General features: G+C 65.4%; 15 protein-coding genes and 1 tRNA gene. 7 read left to right on the top strand and 9 right to left on the bottom strand.

Annotated features, from left to right (window positions below; genetic code table 11):
* The 6 genes from B0I00_RS13700 to pepN all read right to left on the bottom strand — a co-directional run bounded on the left by B0I00_RS13700 (nt 1) and on the right by pepN (nt 6,544).
* Nucleotides 1-74: transfer RNA gene (locus B0I00_RS13700), tRNA-Gly, on the bottom strand.
* A 114-nt stretch (nt 75-188) separates the two neighbouring features.
* On the bottom strand, nt 189-1,001 hold the full coding sequence (locus B0I00_RS13695; protein WP_100867968.1) for a cytochrome c1: 813 nt from the start codon (nt 999-1,001) through the stop codon (nt 189-191).
* Nucleotides 1,002-1,027: 26 nt separating this feature from the next.
* Entirely contained in the window at nt 1,028-2,311 is a 1,284-nt protein-coding gene (locus B0I00_RS13690; protein WP_100867967.1) for a cytochrome b, read from the bottom strand.
* 11 nt (nt 2,312-2,322) lie between these two features.
* A complete protein-coding gene (petA, locus tag B0I00_RS13685) occupies nt 2,323-2,889 on the bottom strand; it encodes a ubiquinol-cytochrome c reductase iron-sulfur subunit (protein ID WP_100868161.1) in 567 nt (188 codons plus the stop codon).
* Between the two features lie 243 nt (nt 2,890-3,132).
* On the bottom strand, nt 3,133-3,897 hold the full coding sequence (pgeF, locus tag B0I00_RS13680; protein ID WP_100867966.1) for a peptidoglycan editing factor PgeF: 765 nt from the start codon (nt 3,895-3,897) through the stop codon (nt 3,133-3,135).
* Nucleotides 3,890-6,544 (bottom strand): aminopeptidase N, encoded by a 2,655-nt coding sequence (pepN, locus tag B0I00_RS13675; RefSeq protein ID WP_100867965.1) that lies wholly within the window; start codon nt 6,542-6,544, stop codon nt 3,890-3,892. The genes pgeF and pepN overlap by 8 nt, the downstream gene beginning before the upstream one ends.
* Before the next feature lie 59 nt (nt 6,545-6,603).
* Between pepN and B0I00_RS13670 the strand changes: the two genes are divergently transcribed.
* Entirely contained in the window at nt 6,604-7,449 is an 846-nt protein-coding gene (locus tag B0I00_RS13670) for a Rossmann-fold NAD(P)-binding domain-containing protein (RefSeq protein ID WP_198519255.1), read from the top strand.
* On the opposite strand, the gene B0I00_RS13665 is transcribed toward B0I00_RS13670, so the two are convergent.
* Both B0I00_RS13665 and B0I00_RS13660 read right to left on the bottom strand, forming a co-directional pair.
* On the bottom strand, nt 7,347-8,267 hold the full coding sequence (locus B0I00_RS13665) for a DMT family transporter (RefSeq protein ID WP_100867963.1): 921 nt from the start codon (nt 8,265-8,267) through the stop codon (nt 7,347-7,349). The two genes, B0I00_RS13670 and B0I00_RS13665, sit on opposite strands and share 103 nt — an antisense overlap.
* Complete coding sequence (locus B0I00_RS13660; protein ID WP_100868160.1) at nt 8,264-9,259, bottom strand: threonine aldolase family protein; 996 nt, start codon at nt 9,257-9,259, stop codon at nt 8,264-8,266. Before B0I00_RS13660 ends, B0I00_RS13665 begins: the two co-directional genes overlap by 4 nt.
* 55 nt (nt 9,260-9,314) lie before the next feature.
* Between B0I00_RS13660 and B0I00_RS13655 the strand changes: the two genes are divergently transcribed.
* The 6 genes from B0I00_RS13655 (at nt 9,315) to B0I00_RS13640 (ending at nt 12,735) form a co-directional block, all read left to right on the top strand.
* The gene (locus tag B0I00_RS13655) at nt 9,315-9,605 is read left to right on the top strand and encodes a GNAT family N-acetyltransferase (RefSeq protein ID WP_100867962.1); all 291 of its coding nucleotides are present in this window, start codon (nt 9,315-9,317) and stop codon (nt 9,603-9,605) included.
* Nucleotides 9,606-9,726: 121 nt separating this feature from the next.
* On the top strand, nt 9,727-9,855 hold the full coding sequence (locus B0I00_RS17370; RefSeq protein ID WP_269800244.1) for a hypothetical protein: 129 nt from the start codon (nt 9,727-9,729) through the stop codon (nt 9,853-9,855).
* A gap of 306 nt (nt 9,856-10,161) precedes the next feature.
* On the top strand, nt 10,162-10,584 hold the full coding sequence (locus B0I00_RS17075; protein WP_157812573.1) for a hypothetical protein: 423 nt from the start codon (nt 10,162-10,164) through the stop codon (nt 10,582-10,584).
* A 70-nt stretch (nt 10,585-10,654) separates the two neighbouring features.
* A complete protein-coding gene (locus B0I00_RS13650) occupies nt 10,655-11,971 on the top strand; it encodes a site-specific DNA-methyltransferase (RefSeq protein WP_100867961.1) in 1,317 nt (438 codons plus the stop codon).
* Between the two features lie 72 nt (nt 11,972-12,043).
* The gene (locus tag B0I00_RS13645) at nt 12,044-12,430 is read left to right on the top strand and encodes a DUF5681 domain-containing protein (RefSeq protein WP_100867960.1); all 387 of its coding nucleotides are present in this window, start codon (nt 12,044-12,046) and stop codon (nt 12,428-12,430) included.
* Entirely contained in the window at nt 12,427-12,735 is a 309-nt protein-coding gene (locus tag B0I00_RS13640; protein ID WP_100867959.1) for a hypothetical protein, read from the top strand. Before B0I00_RS13645 ends, B0I00_RS13640 begins: the two co-directional genes overlap by 4 nt.
* On the opposite strand, the gene B0I00_RS13635 is transcribed toward B0I00_RS13640, so the two are convergent.
* Nucleotides 12,732-13,622, bottom strand: a complete 891-nt coding sequence (locus tag B0I00_RS13635; RefSeq protein WP_100867958.1) for a hypothetical protein — start codon at nt 13,620-13,622, stop codon at nt 12,732-12,734. The genes B0I00_RS13640 and B0I00_RS13635 overlap by 4 nt on opposite strands.
* Nucleotides 13,623-13,709: the final 87 nt, after the last annotated feature.

Here is a 13,709-nt window from a genome sequence, read left to right as displayed (position 1 = left end):
TGGAGCGGGTAGCGGGAATCGAACCCGCATAGCCAGCTTGGAAGGCTGGAGCTTTACCACTAAGCTATACCCGCGCTCTGGCCGCCCTATGCGATAGAGCCGTCGCGCGGTCAATGGCGCGGCGCATGTGGAAACGAAAAGGGGCGCCCCATCGGGACGCCCCTTTCGTGTTTGAAGGCAGGCGAAGCCTAGTGCTTCTTGCCGGCCCAGACGTTCCGGTAGGCAAGATAGCCCAGGATCGTCGCGTAGATCAGGAAGCCCAGCCACCAGAACCCGACCTGGTGCCGCTTGTCGAGCTTGGGCTCCGCGGTCCAGACGAGGAACGCCGAAACGTCCTTGGCCATCTGGTCGATGGTGGCATTGGTCCCGTCCGAATAGGTCACCTGCCCGTCGCTGGTCAGCGGCGCCGGCATGGCGAGGTTTAGGTTCGGGAAATACGGGTTGTAGTGCAGCCCTTCCGGGGTCTTGGCGTCGGGGAACTGCTTGAGCAGTTCGGCCGGCTGCGCCTGGTAGCCCGTCAGCAGCGAGTAGGTGTAGGCCGCGCCGTCGTGGCGAGCCTTGGCCAGCAGCGACAGATCCGGCGGATGACCCTGGCCGGCATAGACAACCGGCGGGAAGTGATCGGCGGGCAGGCCCGGACGATCCTTCATTTCGCCGGTCAGCGGATCGGGCGCGTTCACCGTCGCGGCGGCGGCCAGTTCCTTGATCTCGGCTTCGCTGTACTCAAGCGCGGCAAGATCGCGGAAGGAGACGTGCTTCAGCGAGTGGCAGCTGGCGCAGACCTGCTGGTACACTTCGAAGCCGCGCTTGACCTGCTTCTTGTCGAACTTGCCGAACCAGCCGTCGCTGGCCAGGTGCAGTTCCTTGGGATGCTCATAGAAAGCCTTCTCGACCGTCTTGGGCAGGCCTTCCTGGGCGAAGCCGATGGTATCCCACAGCAGCGACCAGGCCAGCGCGCCTGCGAAGAACAGGCCGGCGAGGATGGAGAAAATGCGGATCATGTGTTCGTTTCCCTCTCGCTGTCCGGTCAGGCCTTGTCGCCCGGAGCCGCAGCCTTGTCGGACCCGAGCACGGCTTCGGTGATCGAGTAGGGCAGCGGTTCAGGACGTTCGATCGACGAGACGATCGGCACGATCACGAGGAAGTGCAGGAAGTAGTAGATCGAGGCGATCTGGGCGACCAGCACGTAGGGCTGTTCGGCCGGCATGCCGCCGCAATAGCCCAGGACCAGCACGTCGAGCACCAGCACCCAGAAGAACTTGCGGTAGAGCGGGCGGTAGTTGCCCGAACGCACCGGCGACTTGTCGAGCCAGGGCAGGAAGAACCACACCAGGATCGCGCTGAACATGGCAAGCACGCCCATCAGCTTGGCCGGGATGATGAACAGCCAGTCCTGCGTGAAGCTGCGCAGGATCGCGTAGAACGGCCAGAAATACCATTCGGGCACGATGTGCGCCGGCGTCTGCAGCGGGTTCGCCGGGATGTAGTTGTCCGGATGGCCCAGCGCGTTCGGCATGAAGAACACGAACAGGCTGTAGATGATCAGGAACAGGCCGATCGTCCACCCGTCCTTTGCGATGAAGTAGGGGTAGAAGGGCAGCGTGTCAGATTCGCTCTTCACCTCGACGCCGGTCGGGTTCGACGATCCGGGAATGTGCAGCGCCCAGATGTGCAGGATCACCACGCCCAGGATCACGAAGGGCAGCAGGAAGTGCAGCGAGAAGAAGCGGTTGAGCGCGGCGTTGTCCGGCGCAAAGCCGCCCAGCAGCCATTCGCGGATCGGCTCGCCGACCATTGGAATTGCCGAGAACAGGCCGGTGATCACCTGCGCGCCCCAGTAGGACATCTGACCCCACGGCAGCACGTAGCCCATGAAGGCGGTGGCCATCATCAGGAGGAAGATCACGACGCCCAGGAGCCAGATCATCTCGCGCGGGGCCTTGTAGGAGCCGAAGTAGAAGCCGCGGAAGATGTGCAGGTAGACGATCACGAAGAACGCCGAGGCGCCGTTGGCGTGGCCATAGCGCAGCATCCAGCCGTAATTGACGTCGCGCATGATGTGTTCGGTCGAATCGAACGCCACCTGCGTGTTACCGCCGTAATGCATCGCCAGAATGACGCCTGTGACGATCTGGATCACCAGACAGAAGCCGGCGAGGAAACCGAAGTTCCAGAAATAGTTGATGTTGCGCGGCACTTCGTAGCCGCCGCCGACCGCGCTGTAGACCAGTCGCGGAAGCGGCAGCTTTTCGTCCATCCACACCATGAAGGGGTGCTTCGGCGTGTACTGCTTTGCCCAGGGGAAGCTCATCGTGTGGACCCTCAGCCGATCTTGATGACAGTGTCGGAGGTGAATTCGTAATCCGGCACCTGCAGGTTGGTGGGCGCCGGGCCTTTGCGGATGCGGGCCGCGGTATCGTAGACCGAACCGTGACAGGGGCAGAAGTAGCCGCCGTATTCGCCCTTCACCTCGCCCTCACCCGCGCCGAGCGGGATGCAGCCGAGGTGGGTGCAGACGCCCATGGTGATCAGCCAGTTGGTCTTGCCTTCCTTGGTCCGTTCGGCGAGCGTCTGCGGATCGCGCAGCGAGCCGACGTCGACGGCCTCGGCTTCCTGAATTTCCTTGGGGGTCAGGTTACGGATGAAAACCGGCTGCTTGCGGAACACCGCCTTCATCGCCATGCCCGGCTGAACCTGGGCAATATCGACCTCGGTCGAGCTTTCGGCCAGCACGTCGGCCGACGGGGCCATCTGGCTGATCAGCGGATAGATCACCGCCAGGCCGCCGACGCCTGCGGCGCTTACCGCGGCAATGTTGATGAAATCGCGCCGCCGCACGCCTTCGCCGTCAATGACGGCGGCAGTGTCGGTGCCAGCATCCTGTGCCATGGTCGAACCAATCCTGTTCATTCCGTTCTGCGCCCCTTCGCATCGCGAGAGAGAACGCAAAACCGTCCCTAAACCTGCCCGGAAAGCATCTGAAAGTTTGCCCCCCGACCTGCCCGTAGGCGAACCGCGGACGCACGGCAAGTGCCGCCGGACCCGACGATTTGGCGGGCCTGATAGACGCGAAGCCTTGCGCTGCCAACAGCGAAATTAAGCGAAAGGCCTGACGGGCTTAAAGGATCGCGGTCACAGGCCGATCAGCGAAAACTGCCGGCCATAGCTCGGCTCGGAGCGGTGGGTGGCGCGGCGGAAGGAATAGAAGCGGTCCTCGTCGGCGTAGGTGTCGAGCGCCATGCGCTCGACGGCGCCGATCCCCGCGGCGTCGAGCCGGGCTGCGACATAGCCTTCAAGGTCGAACTGCCAGTGCCCGGCGCGGCCTGCGGCAAAGAATCGCGCGTTGTCGGCCGCATCGGCGCAGAACCGGCTCCGAAAGAGGTCGTCGACCTCGTAACTGGCCTGGGCGATGCAGGGCCCGATCGCCGCGGCGATGCGGTCGCGGCGGGCGCCGAGCGCCTCCATCGCGGCAATGGTGGAATCGGTCACCCCGCCAACCGCGCCTTTCCAGCCGGCGTGGGCCGCGCCGACCACGCCGGCCTCGCGATCCGCCAGGAGGACCGGAGCACAGTCGGCGGTGACCACGCCCAGCACCAGTCCCGGCGTTGCCGTCACCAGCGCATCGGCGTGCGGCCGCTCGGCGTCGGGCCATGGCTGCGTCGCGGCGACGCAGTCGGGCGAATGGACCTGGTAGACCGTGACCAGCCGCGCGCCGGGCAGAACCGCCTCGGCTGCCCGGCGGCGGTTGACGATGACGGCAACATCGTCGTCACCCGCGCCCAACCCGACGTTGAGCCCGGCGACCACGCCCTGCGACACCCCGCCCCGCCGGCCGAGGAAGCCGTGGGCGATGCCGTCCAGCACCGCGGCTCGATCGACCTCGACCGGATCAGCCAAGGCTTTTGCTGACCTGCTCGAAGGTGTCCTTCGACAGCCCCGGCGTGGCCGCGATCCGTTCCAGTTCGGCGCGCATCAGCGCCGAACGCATCGGCTCCACCCGCCGCCAACGGCCAAGCGGAGCGACAAAGCGCGCCGCAGTCTGCGGGTTGATCGGGTCGAGCGCCACGATCAGGTCGGCAATCATCCGGTAGCCTTCGCCGCCCTGGGCGTGGAAGGCGTGCGGCGCGGTGAAGGCCATGTAGAGCGAGCGCACCCGGTTGGGGTTGGTCAGCGTGAAGTCGGGATGCCCGCTCAGCGCCTTGACGTGATCGACGACCCTGGGATGCAGCGATCCCGCCTGGAGCGAGAACCACTTGTCGATGACCAGCGCGTTGCCGGCATAGCGCTGATGGAAGGCGGCCAGCTTGACCTCGCGCAGCGGCGTGTCGAGGCCTGCCAGCACCATCAGCGCGCCCTGCCGGTCGGTCATGTTGTCGGCCGCGTCGTACTGCTGCACGGCAAGGTCCGCCGCCACCTCCGGCGCCCCCGCGGCCAGATAGACCAGCGCCTGAGTCTTGATCTTGCGCGCGCCGCGCGCTTCGGCCGAGAGGCCGTATGGGACCGCACTGGCGCGTTCGTGCAAGGCGATGAGCTGGTCCCTGAGCTGCGCGCCGAGCCAGGCCTTGAGGCCTTCGCGCTCTTCGTGGATCACGCCTGGATCGGCTACGGCGAGCTGTTCGGCGAGATAGGTCTCGCCCGGCAGAATCATCAGTTCGCCGCGCATCAGGTCGTCGAGCGCCGGATCGCCGATCACCGCCTCGAGCGCGCGGCCGATGGCTTCGCGCCCCGCATCGCGCTCGGCCTGGCACAGCATTGCGCCGCCAACCAATCCGATAAGGTGCTGGACGACCAGTTGCTGCATCGCCTCGTACCGGGCGAAGGGGTCGTCGTCATGCGCGGCAAGGAAGACGAGGTCCGCAGTGGCCTGCCCGGCGTCGAGCGCGATCGGCGCGGAAAAGCCGCGGTTGATCGACAGCACGGGCCGTTCGGCAAAGCCGGCAAAGCTGACCTGCATGCTCGGTTCGCGCAGCACCACCAGCTCCTCGCCGCGGTTCGCGCCGCTCGCGCGGTCGAACAGCGCGAGCCGCAGCGGGATGACCACAGGCTGCTTCCCCGGCTGGCCGGGCGTTGGCGGCACGGTTTGAGTGAGCGTGACCGTCGCCACGCCTTCGGCAAAGTCCATCCGCGCTTCGACGCGCGGGGTACCGGCCTGTGCATACCAGCGGCGGAACTGGCCGAGATCGGCGCCCGCGCCGTCCTCGATCGCCTTGACGAAGTCCTCGCAGGTCGCCGCCTCGCCATCGTGGCGGTCGAAGTAGAGGTCGGTGCCCTTCCGGAACCGTTCGGGCCCGACCATCGTGCGCATCATGCGGATCACCTCGGCGCCCTTGTTGTAGACGGTCGCCGTGTAGAAGTTCGAGATCTCCTGGTAACTGTCGGGCCGGATCGGATGCGCCAAGGGGCCCGAATCCTCGGGAAACTGGGCCGCGCGCAGGATCCGTACGTCCTCGATCCGCTTGACCGCTTCCGATCCCATGTCCTGGCTGAACAGCTGGTCGCGCAGCACGGTGAAGCCTTCCTTCAGGCTCAGCTGGAACCAGTCGCGGCAGGTGACGCGGTTGCCCGACCAGTTGTGGAAGTATTCGTGGGCGACGACCCCTTCGATTCCGTCATAGTCCATGTCGGTCGCGGTATCGGGGTCGGCGAGGATGTAGCGGGTGTTGAAGACGTTCAGGCCCTTGTTCTCCATCGCCCCCATGTTGAAATCGCTGACCGCGACGATGTTGAACAGGTCGAGATCGTATTCGCGGCCGAATGCCTCCTCGTCCCACTTCATCGAATCCTTGAGCGCCTGCATGGCGTGGTGGGTGCGGTCCTGGTCGCCGTCGCGCACCCAGATGTTGAGATCGACCGTTCGCCCGCTGATCGTCGTGAAGGTATCGTGGTTGGCAACCAGATCGCCCGCGACCAGCGCGAACAGATAGCTCGGCTTGGGCCAGGGATCGTACCATTCGGCCCAGTGGGTGCCGTCCGCGCCCTCGCCGCGTGCGGTGCAGTTGCCGTTCGACAGCAGGACGGGGAACTGCGCCTTCGTGCCGCTCATCCGTACGCGGTAGATCGACAACACGTCGGGCCGGTCGGGGTGGAAGGTGATGCGCCGGAAGCCCTCGGCCTCGCACTGGGTGCAGAGCATCCCGTTCGAAGCGTAGAGCCCCATCAGCTGCGAATTGGCGGCGGGGTTGGTCCAGGTGACGATCGTGACCTCGTGCACCTCGCCCGGAAGGTCGACCAACAGGTCCGGCCCGTCCATCTTCCAGGCGCCGTGCGGCGCGCCGTCGACCGCGACCGATTCGGCGGTGATCCCGTCACCCGCCAGGCGGAGCGTCGGGGATCCGTTGCCCGCCGGGTTGCGGGCAACCGACAACCGCGCCTCGACCCGTGTTGCCTCGAGACCCAGCGCGAAATCGAGCGCCACTTCCGGCACCAGCCAGGCAGGCTGCTGATAATCCTCGCGCCGGATCGTCGCCGGCGCGTGGGGCGGCACGGCAGCGTCGGCGGTTTCGGGGTTGGTCGAAGGTTCGGAGGGTCTGCTGGCGATGTCCATGCCGCCCAACTTAGGGACTGCGCTTCCGAATGCCAGCGCCGCGCGCTAGGGAACTTTCCGTGCCGCGCATTTTCATCTTCGGGCTTGGCTATACCGCCGGCCGCATCGGTGCCGCTCTGGCGGTCCGCGGCTGGGACGTGGTCTCGACCGGGCGCGACGGCACCCTGCGCTTCGACGATGCGGGCACGGTGCGGCTCGCGCTGGCCGATGCCGGCCACGTCCTCTCGTCCGTGCCGCCCGACGGCGCCGGCGGCGATCCGGTGCTCGAAACCTATGGCGATGCGCTTGCCGGAAAAACGCTGATCTATCTCTCCTCGACCGGGGTCTATGGCGACACGAAGGGCGCCTGGACCGACGAAAGCGCTCCCATCGGCACCGGGCGCCGCACAGCCCGCGCCGAGGCCGATGCCGCCTGGCTGGCGCGCGGCGCGCGGGTGCTGCGCCTACCTGGGATCTATGGGCCGGGGCGTTCGGCGCTGGACCGGGTGCGCGAGGGCAAGGCCCACCGCATCGACCTGGCCGATCAGGTGTTCAGCCGCGTCCACGTCGACGACATCGTCAGCGGCGCCCTGGCTGCGCTCGAGGCGCCGGCCGGGGCCTTCAACCTGGCCGACGATCTGCCCGCCGGCCAGAACGCCGTTATCGAGGAGGCGTGCCGCCTGCTTGGCCAGCCTGTGCCCCCGCTGCAGACGATGGACGAGGCAAACCTATCGCCCATGGCGCGCGGCTTCTATGCCGAGAACCGCCGCGTCGCCAACGGCAAGGCAAAGCGCGTGCTTGGCTGGACGCCGCGCTATCCGACCTATGTGGAGGGGCTAGGCGCGTGCCGTGCAGGACTTAGCGCGATGACGAGGCCGATCATCGCCAGCACGGCCCCGCCTGCCGCCAGCGGCGACCAGAGATAGCCCTCGAACAGGGTCGACAGGGCCATGGCAACGACCGGGATCAGGACGCTCGAATAGGCAGCCGGGCCGGGGCCCCAGTCGCGGATCAGCGCGAAATAGAGCGGGAAGGTCACGACCGAGCCGAGAATGGCGAGATAGGCCACGCCCAGCCACCCGCGCAGGCCGATGTCGAGCGGCGGCGGTCCGACCGTCGCGAGGGCGAAGACGAGATCAGCCGCTGCGCCGAAGGCCATGGCCCAGCCGATCACCACCAGGGTCGAGTTCTCGCGCGCGATCCGCGCGCTTTGCATGACGTTCGAGACCGAGGCCGACAGCACCGCGAGCAGCGTCATACCGATGCCCACCAGCACGGCCGTTCCGCCCGCCGGCGCGGCGCGGTATTCGTACACGATGAGGAGCGCGATCCCTGCGATCGCGACGGCCGATCCGGCGAGGAACCGCGCGCTGACCTGCGTGCCGATGAACAGCCGCGCCAGCAGCGTGTTGGGCACCAGGAGCAGCGCGAAGATCACCGCGACGAGGCCCGAGGTGATGAAATGCTCTGCCCGGTAGACCAGCTGGAAATTGCCGAAGAACTGGAACAGGCCGATCAGACCGGCGAAGCCCAGCGCCGGCGCGGGCAGGCGCAGCCTCTCGCCCCGGATCGCGGCCAGCGCGAACATCGCCAGCGCCGCCAGGGTGAAGCGGTAGGCCACCGCCCAGCTTGGTGAGAGGACCGCGATCTGGTCCTTGATCACCAGCCAGGTCGAGCCCCAGATCAAAGTGACCAGCACGAACGCGCCGAGCGCGCGCGGCGTGACGCGGACGGCCTGGCTCACAGCGCGGCGATAGCGCGGGCCAGCGCCTCGACATGGTCGGCACGGTTGTTCCAGGCCGTCACCAGACGCGCCGCGTCGCTGCCCCAGTCGTAGAAGGCAAAGCCCTGGTCCCTCAGGGCCTGCCGTTCTTCCGCGTCAACCATCAGGAAGATCTCGTTTGCTTCGACCGGGTGCAGCAGGCGGGCGCCGGCCGCCCTGGCGATGTGCTGCGCCGCTGCGTTGGCGGCGCGGGCGTTGCTCAGCCACAGGTCGCCTTCGACCATGGCGAGCAGCTGGGCCGCCTGGTAGCGGCCCTTCGACTGGAGGTGTCCGGCGCGTTTGCGGCGATAACGCGTCAGATCGGCCAGGGCGGGATCGAAGAAGATGATCGCCTCGGCGCTCATCCCGCCGTTCTTGACGCAGCCGAAGCTCAGCGCATCGGCGCCCTGGCACGCCTCCGAGGGATCGCAGCCAAGAAAGGCGACTGCGTTGGCAAAGCGCGCGCCATCGATGTGAAAGCCCAACCCCCGCCTCTTGGCGACGGACGCCAGTTCGGCCAGTTCGTCGGGTTGGTAGACCCGTCCGTATTCGCTAGCCTGGGTGACCGACAGCGCATGCGGCTGGACCTGGTGGACATCGCCGCGCAGCGATGCGGCGAGCGCCTCGACCACATCGGCCGATACCTTGCCCCCCTCGCCATCGACCAGCATGAGCTTGGCGCCGTGGAGGTAGAAGCCGGGCGCACCGCCCTCGTCGGTTTCGATATGGGCTTCGCGGTGGCAGATGACGCCGCCGTGGGGCGGAACCATCGATGCCAGCGCAAGGCAATTGGCCGCGGTGCCCGTCGCCACCCATAGCGCCGCGCAATCGCGCCCGAACAGCGCCGAAAAGGCACCGTCGAGCCGCTGGCTCAACGCGTCGTTGTCGTACGGCGCGTCAGGCGCGTCGGCGGCGCGCATCGCTTCCCACACGGCGGGATGGACGGCGGCGGCATTGTCGGACAGGAACAGCATCACCATCTGCTCTGTAAGGGCGGCTCCCCGCCGTCAAGCCGGAGCGCGCCAGACCATGACCACCGTTACCATAACCCGCCACGACCAGGGCAGCCACGGCGAATACCACGCGCGGCTCGATGGCGAATCGGCGATCGGACGGTTGACCTGGGTCCAGCACGGCGCTGTGCGGGTGGCTGAACACACGCTGGTTCCACCCGCGATCGGCGGTCGCGGCGTGGCCGCCCGCCTGGTCGAGGCCCTGGTCGCCGATGCGCGCGAACAGGGCTTTCGCATCGATCCGGCCTGCTCCTATGTCGCGGCCGCGTTCCGCCGCCATCCCGAATGGGCGGCCCTGCACGCCTGACCGGGCCCGCCCCGAACTGCTTAAGAAAGCGCGCGCAGCCGGTAACCCTTCGCCGCTACCTGGCCTTTACCCTTGGCTGCCAGGCTGGCACGCGTTCGGGACCTACCATGGGACAACCATCATGCGCTATGTCGTCTATGCCTTTTGCGGACTTGGCATGCTCATCGCCTGGATGAACCTGACCGTCGATGGCGCGCGCGCCAAGAAGCACCTGCTCCACGCGGAGCAGCCGGCGGCCTATTCCAATTGACCCGTCGCTGGCGATGAAGGGGAATGGTGCGTGACGCAGTGTGCGGCAACCCAGTCTCACCGTCCGAATTCCCTGTTTCGGTCGTTTTTCAGATGTCAGGGATGCCACTTGGCGTCTGGAATGACGCGTTTCCGGTCCTTTGGTGCATTCTCCTCCCTTTCGATCGCGAAGATTATCAGGGAATTCCGGCAACCCGGAACAGGGAACTGCCGGGACCTGAACAGGGAACTTCGCAGCATTCGAATGATGGTTTGACAGACACAAAAAAGCTGCTCTGCGATTCGCGTCAATTGATGGAGCGAACCCATGGAAGCAGTTTCACCGTACAAGCTCTTCAGTCCCATCCACGTCGCCTGGCTCCATCGCCGGGATCGGCTCGGCCTAGATGTAATGCCCTCGGACCTGGATTCCATTGCGAATCACCAGACAGATGCGATTACTGATCCTCTTTTTGCCGCGTATCTTGCCCGCGCTGTGGCGGGGCAGCTGCGGCGCAAGCGCGGTCGCAAATCCATATGGAATCGCGGCTTTGGCCGCCTGACCTGGGCCGGCATCCTAGTTGATGACGAGGTGGATGCAATCTGGGCCGATCGCCGCTCGGGCCTCAGAATTCGTCAGCGCTCTGATGAATCCCCGATCCACGAAGCGGCGGAAATTGTTGCGCGAAAATTGCGATATGGCTCCGGCAGATCGCTGCTCAACCTTTTTTCCCGGCACAGGTTCCGCTGAAAATCCGTGAAAGATTCCGGGCTTGATGCCCGACTAACGGAAGGCTCCTCAAACAAAGGAGCCTTTCTTAATGTCTGATATCCCCCACCTCGACGGACACAAGCTCGTCTATCTCGACCCCTCTTGCCTGAAGCCGCATCCCGATAACCCGAGGACTCACTCGAAAGACCAGGTTCGGAAGATCGCCGCCAGCATCAAGCGTTTCGGATTCCGTAACCCGGTGCTTGTCGACGACGAATACCAGGTCATTGCTGGTCACGGCCGGCTGCTCGCGGCGGCCGAACTCAGGCTTACCCGTGTTCCCGTGATCCAGCTGTCGGGCATGAGCGAAGCGGAACGGCGCGCCTATATCATTGCCGACAACCGCCTTGCCGAATGTGCCGGCTGGGACGAGGAGCGTCTCGCCTCCGAACTGGCGGCGATTGCGTCGTTCGATCCCGAGTTTGATCTTGCCCTGACCGGATTTGATGGCGGTGCTCTCGAGCGACTGCTCGATCAGGCTATCTCCGGACCGACCGGGATCGACGCTGAGCCGGAAATCGATTCCAGTGTGCCGCTGGTCAGCCAGATCGGCGACATCTGGACACTCGGGAACCATCGCCTCATCGTCGGCGATGCCCGCGATCCTTCCGTGCTCGATGCTCTGATGGCAGGCGACGAGGCTCAGATGATCATTACCGACCCTCCTTATAACGTGCCCATCAATGGCCACGTCTGTGGGCTGGGCAAGGTTCGTCACGCGGAGTTTGCGATGGCCGCCGGCGAAATGTCCGAAGCTCAGTTCCAGGCCTTCCTCGAATCGACGCTTGGCAACATGGCTCGCGTAAGCCGCGATGGCTCGATCCATTTCGTGTTCATGGACTGGAGGCACATGAAGGAGCTCCTTGCAGCCGGCGACGCTGTCTACGACGAACTCAAGAACCTCGTCGTCTGGGCAAAGGACAATGGCGGCATGGGTGCTTTCTACCGCTCGAAGCACGAACTGGTTTTCGTCTTCAAGAAGGGGAAGGCCAAGCACGTGAACAACTTCGAGCTCGGCCAGCATGGCCGCTACCGCACCAACGTCTGGGAGTATCCGGGGATCAGTTCGGTCGGCCATGACCGCGATGACCAGCTCGCGATGCACCCGACGGTAAAGCCCGTCGCACTTATCGCCGATGCGATACGCGATTGCTCGAAGCGGGGAGGAATAGTGCTTGATGCGTTCGGCGGCTCGGGAACGACGCTGATCGCGGCGGAGGAAACCGGCCGCAAGGCAAGGCTGGTCGAGATCGACCCGCGCTATGCCGACGTCATCATCCGGCGCTGGCAGGCCATGACCGGCAAGCAGGCGATCAACGTTGGCTGCGATCTGCCCTTCTCCGAACTGGAACCCCGGCAGAGCTGACGGCGCAGACTCCGGAAGGGCAGCGACCTGTGTCGCTGCCCGTTTCCCCTGGCAGGCCGGACAGGAAAATCCGTGAAAGGCTTTTCGATCGTGATGGGGCATGCGGTTAGCATGACCGATCACATATCAAAGGTTGGCTATGGCCGGCCGCCAGAAGAACACCGCTTTCCCAAGGGACGGAGTGGCAATCCCAAGGGACGGCCACGCAAGCCCAGGTCGCCGCCTCTCATAAACGACGCGGATATCTTCCGGCGGCTTGATGCGGAGGAGATCACGATCGGCGGAAAAGTAATGACCAGGCGGGAAGCCGAACTGCGCCGTCTTTTCCAGCTCGCCATCAAAGGCAATCGCAAGGCGCGCCGTCTGGCAGAACGGATCTGGGGCGACCGGCCCAGCAAGGAGCAAGGTGGCGGAGTACTCGAACTACCGTTCGATGAATACATGGAGAGATTTGGATGAAGCCGAAAACGATCGAGAGCGCGGAGGCATTTCTTGCCGAAATGTTCAGCATGCCCGTCACCATCGAGGGGCGCGAGATGACCGCCCGAGAAGCCTATATCCGCGGGATCCATGCCCGGGCGCTTGCAGGCGACGCCGACAGTCTGGTCCAGCTCGACCAGTTGCGCCGGTCCTGCGGGGCCGATGAAACCGTTCGCGCCGGCTATCTCGTCGTTCCCGCTGCTCTGTCGCTGGAAGAATGGTCCCGCCTCGCAGCCGAACAGCAGCGGCCCTTCCGCGAGCATCCGAACGGATCGGAAGGCTAATCAGCCTGTTCGAGGATCTGCAGCGCAATGGCGCGCGCGGTGCGGGCCGCGAGATCATCGAGATAGCACAGTTCGTCATGGTCCGGTTCGTGGGGCGAGGCAAAGCGCCAGCGGCGATGCTCGAGGAACAGCTGGGTCCAGAGCCCGCCCGCCTCTGACGCAAACTTGCCAGCGCGCCCCTTCTCGGCCCGGACCTCGAGCCAGGCAGCCGGATCGAGCTCCAGTCCCTGTTCGAGCAAGGCATAACCATCGATCAGGTGAGCCCAATGAATCGAATCCCAGAAACTGGCGCCGCGCAGTTCGGCGGAAAGGCGACTCCGCCACGACTGGCCAAATTGGCGCCGCAGCTGGGTGATGACATGCGATGTGATCTCGCCGACCGGCCGCCCGAACAGCCGTTCCGCGAGCGCACCCAGTCCATCGAGCCGCTCGAATTTTGCTATCCCGACATTGCGGAGCGCCGGTCGCTGGCTTTTCGTGCCTGCACTGTCGCCCTTGCTGTGGCGGGTGACCTTGCTGCCAAGTTCGGGCAGCGGCTCACCGGGGGCATCGCCGAACCAGCGGAGAGCGGCAATGGCAAGCGTCGCCGGATCATAGCTCATCCACACCACGCAGCCCGATGGCCGCGCCCGCAGCCGGACGCTGATGTCGACGTGCCGGCGCTTGCCGCCTTCCCGGCTGGCCTTGAGCTGGACGTGACGGATGATGCCGCCGGCCTCGAGCACCACATCGTGTCCCTGCGTGTCGTATTCGCTGCGCAGGATGTCCAGCGACACCCCGCGCTGAAGCATGATCACCGCCAGTTCCGACAGCAGCCGGTGCTCGAGCACCTTCTCACGTGCGGTCGACAGCGAAGCTCCGGTCAGGTCTCGAACAATGTCACTCATCGACGACAGGCAATGCTTGCCAGAGCGCCCAAGTCAACTTGCTATGTAACTCATCGTCTGCCGATCGATGATCCGGACCCCTCGCCT

This window comes from Novosphingobium kunmingense, from assembly GCF_002813245.1.
In the GTDB taxonomy this organism is placed as follows: Bacteria; Pseudomonadota; Alphaproteobacteria; order Sphingomonadales; family Sphingomonadaceae; genus Novosphingobium; species Novosphingobium kunmingense.
This window is presented reverse-complemented; position numbering and strand designations above follow the sequence as displayed.

Excerpts from the sequence above, each read along its gene's own strand:
- B0I00_RS13695 (WP_100867968.1), bottom strand. The coding sequence starts at position 1,001 with ATGATCCGCATTTTCTCCATCCTCGCCGGCCTGTTCTTCGCAGGCGCG.
- B0I00_RS13690 (WP_100867967.1), bottom strand. The coding sequence starts at position 2,311 with ATGAGCTTCCCCTGGGCAAAGCAGTACACGCCGAAGCACCCCTTCATG.
- petA (WP_100868161.1), bottom strand. The coding sequence starts at position 2,889 with ATGGCACAGGATGCTGGCACCGACACTGCCGCCGTCATTGACGGCGAA.
- pepN (WP_100867965.1), bottom strand. The coding sequence starts at position 6,544 with ATGGACATCGCCAGCAGACCCTCCGAACCTTCGACCAACCCCGAAACC.
- B0I00_RS13660 (WP_100868160.1), bottom strand. The coding sequence starts at position 9,259 with ATGCTGTTCCTGTCCGACAATGCCGCCGCCGTCCATCCCGCCGTGTGG.
- B0I00_RS13655 (WP_100867962.1), top strand. The coding sequence starts at position 9,315 with ATGACCACCGTTACCATAACCCGCCACGACCAGGGCAGCCACGGCGAA.
- B0I00_RS17370 (WP_269800244.1), top strand. The coding sequence starts at position 9,727 with ATGCGCTATGTCGTCTATGCCTTTTGCGGACTTGGCATGCTCATCGCC.
- B0I00_RS17075 (WP_157812573.1), top strand. The coding sequence starts at position 10,162 with ATGGAAGCAGTTTCACCGTACAAGCTCTTCAGTCCCATCCACGTCGCC.
- B0I00_RS13650 (WP_100867961.1), top strand. The coding sequence starts at position 10,655 with ATGTCTGATATCCCCCACCTCGACGGACACAAGCTCGTCTATCTCGAC.
- B0I00_RS13640 (WP_100867959.1), top strand. The coding sequence starts at position 12,427 with ATGAAGCCGAAAACGATCGAGAGCGCGGAGGCATTTCTTGCCGAAATG.
- B0I00_RS13635 (WP_100867958.1), bottom strand. The coding sequence starts at position 13,622 with ATGAGTGACATTGTTCGAGACCTGACCGGAGCTTCGCTGTCGACCGCA.